Consider the following 7,609-nt stretch of genomic DNA (forward strand, 5'->3'; position numbering starts at 1 on the left):
GTGTGACCGACACTGGCGGGGTACCCGGCCCTGACGCGAGGACGTCGCAGGACGCGAGGAGAAGACGACATGCCGCAGACCAACGAGCGCTCCGCCGAGGCGCCCGCCCCCTCGACCGGCCGTGTCGTGGTCGGAGTCGACGGTTCCCCGCACTCTCTCCGCGCGCTGGACCGGGCCGCCGACGAGGCCGTTCGCCGCGGCGCCGAGCTGGAGGTGCTGTGCGGCGCCGCGCCGCCCCGGCGCAGCGTCGTACCCGAGACGGACTCCGACACCGAGCGGATCCGCCGGGCGGGACAGGAGGTGGCCGACGGCGCCGCCGAGCGGGCCCGCAAGCGGGTGCCCGGGCTGACCGTCACGCCGGCGGGGGTGCGCGAGCCCGCGGTCGACGCGCTGGTGCGGGCGAGCCGTACGGCCGACCTCACCGTGGTGGGCACCAGGGGGCGCGGGGGCTTCCGCGGCCTGCTGCTCGGCTCGGTGGGCCTGCGGCTCGCGGCGCACGCTGCCGGGCCGCTGATGGTGGTGCGCGGTGAGGTGCCCGAGCCCGGCACGGCCCGGGTCGGTGACACGGTGGTCGGGCTGAAGTGGGCCGGTGCCACCGAGCCGGTCGAGTTCGCCTTCCAGTCGGCGCAGCGCGACGGGTCGACGCTGTGGGTGGTGCACTCCTGGAACTATCCGACGCTGCCCGGGGTGTCGCTCAAGCTGTCGCCGAAGGAGCCGTCGGAGGAGACGAAGCGCGCGGAGAAGTTTCTGGCGGAGGCCGTGCAGCCGTTCCGGAAGCGGTACGGCGACGTGGAGGTGCACACCGCGCAGCACCAGGGCGCGGCGGCCGAGAACCTGATCAGGATGAGCGACGGCGCGGAGCGGATCGTGCTGGGCGTACGGCGGGAGCACCGTCGCCTCGGCCTCCAGGTGGGCCCCGTGGTCAACGCGGTCCTCCAGCACGCGGCGTGCTCTGTGGTGCTGGTGCCGGTGCCCTGAGGGGCGCCGCCTCGATTGGGCCTTCATCAGCCCCTCATCGGGGCCGCCCCCTTCGGCCGGGCTGCGGGCCGTCTCCCGGCGCGGCCGACGTTCCGCTTCGGGCGACCGGCCGGCTCTCCGGGCGAGCCCGCCGTTTCGTAGGATCACCCGAAGCGGCGGGGGCCGATCGTGTGGTTCTGTACGATAGAGGGCGCAATGCAACGCGCGTAGAGTCCCCTCACGTCCTGGTCAGGACCCTGCAATGACGCACGTCGCACCAGAGAACCACGCACGGAGCCCCATCCCATGGCAGTTCGTCCCGGCGTAGCCGGCGCCGACGGCGCCGCTACGGCGCCCCCTTCGGCCTCCACGGCCGACCCTTCCGCTTCCGCCCCGGCGACCGCCGCAGCCGTCGACGAGACCGTCGAGACCCGAGGCATCGAGCCCGTACCCGACCACGAGCGGCGCGGCCGGGTCCGCGAACTGTTCCCCACCTGGGTTGCCGCCAACATCAGCGTCCTGCTCCTCACCATGGGCGCCGGACTCGTCGTCTTCAACGGCCTCAACTTCTTCCAGGTGCTCCTCGCGGCCGCCATCGCGGGGTCCGTCTCCTTCGGCCTGGTCGGGCTGCTGTCCGTCTCCGGCAAGTGGGGCGGCGCGCCCGGCGCGATGCTCTCGCGGGCGACCTTCGGCGTACGGGGCAACTACTTCCCCGGCATGATCTTGTGGGTCGCGCGCTTCGGCTGGGAGACGATCAACGCGGTCACGGGCGCGTACGCCGTGCTCACCGTGTTGCGGCTGCTGTTCGGCATCGAGAGCAGCACCCCGCTCATCGTCGTCACGCTGCTCGTGTTCGTCGGTGTGACGTTCCTCGTCAGCGGCATGGGCCGCAAGGTGCTCAACATCTGCAACACCTGGTCGACCTACCTGTTCGGGGTCTTCACCGTCCTCGTGCTGGCCTACCTGGTGACCACCATCGAGTGGAGCGAGGTCTTCTCGCGTCCCGCGGGCGGCACGGCCATGTTCATCGCGGGCATCGGCACCATCGCGGCGGGCGGCATCAGCTGGATCCCCACGGGCCCGGACTTCGCGCGCTATCTGCCGCACAGCGCACAGGGCCGCAAGATCTTCGGCACCACCCTCTCGGGGGCGCTGCTGGTGCTGGTGCCGATGGTGCTGATGGGCGGCGTCATGTCGTTCAAGGACCCCGCGCTGGCCAAGACGAACGACCCCGTCTCCTTCCTCGGCGAGGCCCTGCCCGGCTGGCTGGCCGTGCCGTACCTGCTCATCGCCCTGATCGGCATGGTGCTCATCAACAGCCTGTCCATGTACTCCGCCGGGTTCACCGCGCAGACCATGGGCGTCAAGCTGCCCCGCGCCTCGGCCGTCTCCATCAACGCGGTGATCAGCCTCGTCGGCGGACTGCTGCTGATGCTCGTCGCCAAGAGCTTCTACGGCTCGTTCATCTCCTTCCTCTCGCTGCTGGCCGTCTCCTTCTCCGCCTGGGTCGGCGTCTACGCGGTGGACATGCTGCGCCGCCGGCACAAGACCGTCCGCTACGACGCGGCCGGGCTGCTCGACACCTCGCGCACCAGCCGCTACTGGTACGTCGGAGGCTTCTGCTGGCAGGCCATGACGGCCTGGGGCGTCGCCCTGGTGCTCGGGCTCGCCTTCACCAAGTGCGAGTGGTTCGCCGGACCGCTGGTCGACACCTGGATCGGCGAGAACGGCCTGGGCTGGGCCGCGACGGTACTGCTGGCCGCCGTACTGTTCGCGGTGCTGCCCGCGCCCCGCGAGAAGGAGCCGCAGGCCACCGCCTGAGCCGGCCGCGCCCCCTTGCGGAGAGCCCCGGCCTCCTCCGCCTCCGGCCTCTCGTCCCCTCCAGAGCCCTGGCCCCCCGGCCCTCCGCCGGGGGGCCAGGGTGTTTACGCGGAGCGCTCGGGGCAGGCGGCAGGCACCGACCGCCCCCGGTCGGTGCAGGGACTCACCGAGGCGTGTCCGGCGGAGGGGTGCGGCGCGGAAGGGACCGGCATGTGCGTGAATGGATCACGGGGGGCCGGCAACCCGGCCCGCCCACGCCGCCGGAACCCAGAGCGAGAGCCGAGGTCGCACCGTGAACACCGCACACGTCCCCACCGTCCAGCTGAACAGCGGCACCGGGATGCCGCAGCTCGGGTTCGGCGTCTACCAGGTGCCGGACGACGAGGCCGCGGAGACGGTCGCCGCGGCCCTGGCGGCGGGATACCGCAGTGTCGACACCGCCGCCCTCTACGGCAACGAGGGCGGAACGGGCAAGGCGCTGCGCGAGTCCGGCATCCCGCGCGAGGAACTGTTCGTCACGACCAAGCTGTGGAACACGGACCACGGCCACGACGTCGCGCTGCGCGCTTTCGACGACTCCCTGGAGAGGCTCGGTCTCGATGCCGTCGACCTGTACCTGATCCACTGGCCGGTGCCCTCAAGGGACCTGTACGTGCAGACGTGGCGTGCGCTGTCCGAGATCCACGAGAGCGGGCGGGCCAAGGCCATCGGCGTCTCCAACTTCGAGCCCGAACACCTCACACGGCTGTTCGAGGAGACCGGTGTGGTGCCCGCCGTCAACCAGATCGAGCTGCACCCCCGCCTCCAGCAGCCCCAGCTGCGCGCCTTCGACGCCGAACACGGGGTGCACACCGAGGCCTGGTCGCCGCTGGGCCGCGGCAACGGCGTCCTGGACGACCCCGCCGTGCGCAGGGCGGCGGCCAAGCACGGCAAGACCCCCGCCCAGGTGGTGCTGCGCTGGCACATCGAGCTGGGCAACGTCGTCATCCCGAAGTCCGTGACACCCTCCCGCATCAGGGAGAACATCGACATCTTCGACTTCGCACTCGACGGTGAGGACCTGCGGGAGATCCAGCGCCTGGAGACCGGCACCCGCGTCGGCCCCGACCCCCGCACCCTGAGCTGACCGGGCGGCGCCGCCATGGCCACCGCAGCGGAGTGCGTGTTCTGTCAGATCATCGCCGGTGAGCTGCCCGCCCACCGCGTCCACGAGGACGGTGCCGCCGTCGCCTTCCTCGACCAGCGTCCCCTCTTCCCCGGCCACACCCTGGTCGTCCCGCGTGCCCATGTGGAGACGCTGACCGACCTGGCCGAGGAGTCGGTCGGCCCCTACTTCACCGCCGTACGCCGCGTCGCCGCCGCCGTCGAGCGGGGCATGGAGGCCGACGGGTCCTTCGTGGCGCAGAACAACCGGATCAGCCAGTCGGTGCCCCACCTGCACACGCACGTGGTGCCGCGCCGCCGCAAGGACGGCCTGCGCGGCTTCTTCTGGCCGCGCCACCACTACGCCGACGAGACGGAGGCCCGCCGGGTCGCAGCCCGCGTCCGAGCGGAAGTGTGAACCGCCTCGGCGGCGGCGCCCGCGGGCTCGGCGGTGCGCGCGGGCTCGGCGGCGGCGCGGCGTGCGGGCCCGGCGGCGCCCGCACGCCCGCTCGGCGGCGCAGCATGCGGGCTCAGCGGAGCATCGCCGTGACCGTCTCCACGGTGTCGGCGTCCTCGGGGCGCTTGTCCTCCCGGTAGCGCACCACGCGTGCGAACCGCAGCGTGACGCCCTCCGGGTAGCGGGTGGAGCGCTGCACCCCGTCGAAGCCGATCTCCACCACCTGCTCGGGCCTGACCCGCACGCCCCAGGCGGTCTCCTCGGACGACAGCTCCCCGAGGCGTTCGGTCTGCCAGGCCAGCAGCGCGTCGGTCAGGCCCTTGAACGTCTTGCCGAGCATGGCGAACGTGCCGTCCTCGCGCCGCGCCCCCAGATGGAGGTTGGACAGCTTGCCCGCGCGGCGCCCGTGCCCCCACTCGGCGCCCAGCACCACCAGATCGAGCGTGTGCACCGGTTTGACCTTCAGCCAGGAGGCCCCGCGCCGCCCGGCGGAGTAGCCGGCGTCCAGCGCCTTGACGACCACGCCCTCGTGCCCGCGCGCCAACACCTCCTCTGCGAACGCCCGCACGCCGGCGCGCGCCTGCTCGTCCTGCGGGTCGGGCACCGGCACCCGGCGCACCCGCCGCTCCTCGGGCAGCACCCGGGCGAGCGCGGCGTGCCGCTGGACCGACGGCCGCTCCAGCAGGTCCTCGCCGTCCAGGAACAGCACGTCGAAGAAGACCGGGTGCAGCGGCAGTTCGCTGCTGGCTCCCGCCACGTCGAGCCGGGAGGCCACCCGCCCCGAGACCTCCTGGAAGGGGCGCGGCCAGCCGTTCTCCGCCAGAGCGATCACCTCGCCGTCGAGCACCGCCTGGCTCGCGCCGGCCTGCCGGGCGACCTCGGCGGCCTCCGGCAACCGGTCGGTGATCTCCTCCAGGGTGCGGGTGTAGACACGCACCCGGTCGCCGTCCTTGTGCACCTGCACCCGGATGCCGTCCAGCTTCTCCTCGACCGCGCACGGCCCCACCTTGTCGAGGGCCTCGTCCACGCTCCGCGCGGTGTGCGCCAGCATGGGCAGCACCGGCCTGCCCACCTCGATCCCGAACCGCGACAGGGCGCCGGGCCCCTCGGCCAGCAGCGCCTGCGCGACCGTGCCGAGCGAGCCGCCGAGCATCACCGCACGCCGCACCTCGCCCGGCTCGGCGCCGATGGCGGCGGCCAGCCCCTCGACGGCGAACGCGTCCAGTGCGCCCTGCCGCAGTTCGCCGCCGATCAGCCGTACCAGGAAGTGCTGTTCGTCGGCGGTGGCCCGCGCCAGCAACGCGTCCAGCCGCTGTTTGCGCGCGGCCTGCGCCCCCTTGCCGCTCACCCCGGCCAGGGCGGCGAACGCGGCGTCCGTCTCGGCGATGGTCAGCGTGGGCCGCGCGGCAGGCGGCGGCATCTCGCGCAGGGTGCTCCAGCCGACGCCGGTGCGGCGCTGGGGAAGACGTCCGGCGAGGTAGGTGACCACGACGGGCACCTCGTCGGGCCCGGTGCGCCCGAACAGCTCGGCGAGCAGCGACACCTTCTCGTTGCGGCCGGACGCCTCGGTGATCCGGGCGGACGTGCGTGCGATGTCTGCCAGCAGCATGGCCCCATCGTCGCCGATGCGCGCCCTGCCCGCCCCTCGCCGGGCGCCCACCGGCGGCGGGGAGGCTCGGAGGGGGGTTCTCAGGCGTGCGTGCGGAGAACCGCGTCCACCGCCACGTGGAGGGTCTCTCGCTCTCGTTCCGTGAGCGCGTCCTGTGCCGGCATCGCCCGCTCGAAGGCGAGCCCGTTGACGACGGTGGACAGGAAACGGGCGCTGCGCGGGATGTCGTTCCCTGCCAGTGCTCCCTCCTCTGCCAGGGACGCCAGCCAGCTCTCGACGCGGTTGTGGGTGTCCCGCTCGATCGCCAGATAGGACTCGCGTACCTGCTCGGTCTGCTCGGCGGTGACGAACGTCCTGACGGCGGTGGCCAGGGCCTCGCGTGCGTGCGGTCCGGTTCCCGCCGCTGCCAGGATCCCGCCCAGGCACTCGACGAGGCGGTCCCGGGCAGGCCGGGAGGTGTCGTCGATGCGGCTCGAGCGCGCGACCCAGTCGAAGATGCGGTGCGTCACCTCGTCGCGCAGGTCCCGCTGGGTGGGGAAGTGGTGGCGCAGCGACCCGGTGCTCACCCCGGCTCGCGCGGCGACCGCACGCACGCTCAGGCGTGCCGCCAAGCCGTCCTCGGCGAGGATGGCCGCGGCCGCGGCCAGGATCCGTTCCCGTGTGCTGGGCAGCTTCTCGTCGTTCATCGTGCGGCCATCCTTTCACTAACACATCGTACTAGCACGCCGTGCTAGTGTGTCGCCACGTCCACCAACACAGCGTGTTGGCGGACGTCGGCTACGACGCAACGACGAGGAGGCGCCACGTGCCGCAGCGGTGGCGACCGCCGTTGCGCCGAAGGCCGCGCCCAGCCGGGTGACGGCCGAGAACGCAGGGGGTCACGGCGGCGGCAACCGCCCGGGCGCGCACTGTCCCCTCGGCCCCGCCACCACCGGCTCCTTGACGCGGCACGGTCATGGCGCCGCCCACCCGAACGACCAGCGCCGGAAGAAGGACACCGGATGAAGACGCACCGCAACGCCCTGGCGCTCACCCTCGGCGCGGTCTACGCCACGCTGTTCCCCCGGCGTGGGGACCGGATCGTGCTCGACAGCAACCTCGGCCCCGGCGGCTACGACCGCACGGCGTTCCGGCGGCTCGCGCGCGGCATGCACGACCGCTTCCCGGACTTCGCCGCCTACGCGGCCGAGCACCCGCGCTACGGGCTGGGCCGCACCCCCCTGCCAGGTCACGGCCACCTACCACCGGCTCGCCGCACGCCTGACGGCTCACCCGGTCGGCACCATCGACGGTACGAGCTTCCGCGGACTGACCTTCGACCGCCTCTTCAGCGACGCCTCACTGCCCGCGCTGGCCAAGGCGTGGCAGGACCTCGACCGGGGCGGATCCGGACCGACCCGCCGGAAGCGGGTTCCGAGAACCTGCTGGCCGGCCGCCACCACGTGCTCTGCGCTGACTCGCCCTAGGAGTTGTCTTCAAATGTCACGCCCACATCAGGAGTGAGGCGAGGGTGACGGCTGCTTGGTAGGACTCGGCGGTCTTGTCGTAGCGGGTCGCGATGCCACGCCACTGCTTGAGTCGGTTGAAGCACCGTTCCACGACGTTGCGCCGCTTGTAGAGCT

Annotated in this window: 7 protein-coding genes and 1 pseudogene; 5 read left to right on the forward strand and 3 right to left on the reverse strand. The window is 72.7% G+C overall.

Annotated elements, in window-relative coordinates; all coding sequences use genetic code 11:
* Positions 1-69 precede the first annotated feature (69 nt).
* From DTL70_RS19195 to DTL70_RS19210, 4 genes are all read left to right on the forward strand, one after another.
* Entirely contained in the window at positions 70-978 is a 909-nt protein-coding gene (locus tag DTL70_RS19195) for a universal stress protein (RefSeq protein WP_114023166.1), read from the forward strand.
* A gap of 285 nt (positions 979-1,263) precedes the next feature.
* A complete protein-coding gene (locus DTL70_RS19200; protein WP_114023167.1) occupies positions 1,264-2,778 on the forward strand; it encodes a purine-cytosine permease family protein in 1,515 nt (504 codons plus the stop codon).
* Positions 2,779-3,118: 340 nt separating this feature from the next.
* The gene (locus DTL70_RS19205) at positions 3,119-3,904 is read left to right on the forward strand and encodes an aldo/keto reductase (protein ID WP_114023236.1); all 786 of its coding nucleotides are present in this window, start codon (positions 3,119-3,121) and stop codon (positions 3,902-3,904) included.
* A gap of 15 nt (positions 3,905-3,919) precedes the next feature.
* Positions 3,920-4,339, forward strand: a complete 420-nt coding sequence (locus tag DTL70_RS19210) for an HIT family protein (RefSeq protein WP_114023168.1) — start codon at positions 3,920-3,922, stop codon at positions 4,337-4,339.
* 112 nt (positions 4,340-4,451) lie between these two features.
* On the opposite strand, the gene DTL70_RS19215 is transcribed toward DTL70_RS19210, so the two are convergent.
* Both DTL70_RS19215 and DTL70_RS19220 read right to left on the reverse strand, forming a co-directional pair.
* On the reverse strand, positions 4,452-5,987 hold the full coding sequence (locus tag DTL70_RS19215) for an ATP-dependent DNA ligase (RefSeq protein ID WP_114023169.1): 1,536 nt from the start codon (positions 5,985-5,987) through the stop codon (positions 4,452-4,454).
* 80 nt (positions 5,988-6,067) lie between these two features.
* Positions 6,068-6,673 (reverse strand): TetR family transcriptional regulator, encoded by a 606-nt coding sequence (locus DTL70_RS19220; protein ID WP_114023170.1) that lies wholly within the window; start codon positions 6,671-6,673, stop codon positions 6,068-6,070.
* A gap of 348 nt (positions 6,674-7,021) precedes the next feature.
* On the opposite strand from DTL70_RS19220, the pseudogene DTL70_RS19230 reads away from it, so the two are divergent.
* Positions 7,022-7,447 (forward strand): annotated as a pseudogene (locus DTL70_RS19230) (alpha/beta hydrolase); the annotation flags it as partial.
* Between the two features lie 22 nt (positions 7,448-7,469).
* Here DTL70_RS19230 and DTL70_RS19235 read toward each other — a convergent pair.
* On the reverse strand, positions 7,470-7,609 hold a 140-nt coding region (locus DTL70_RS19235), incomplete at its 5' end, for a transposase (protein WP_147266794.1).

Origin of the sequence: Streptomyces diacarni, assembly GCF_003323715.1 — a bacterium.
GTDB lineage: Bacteria > Actinomycetota > Actinomycetes > Streptomycetales > Streptomycetaceae > Streptomyces > Streptomyces diacarni.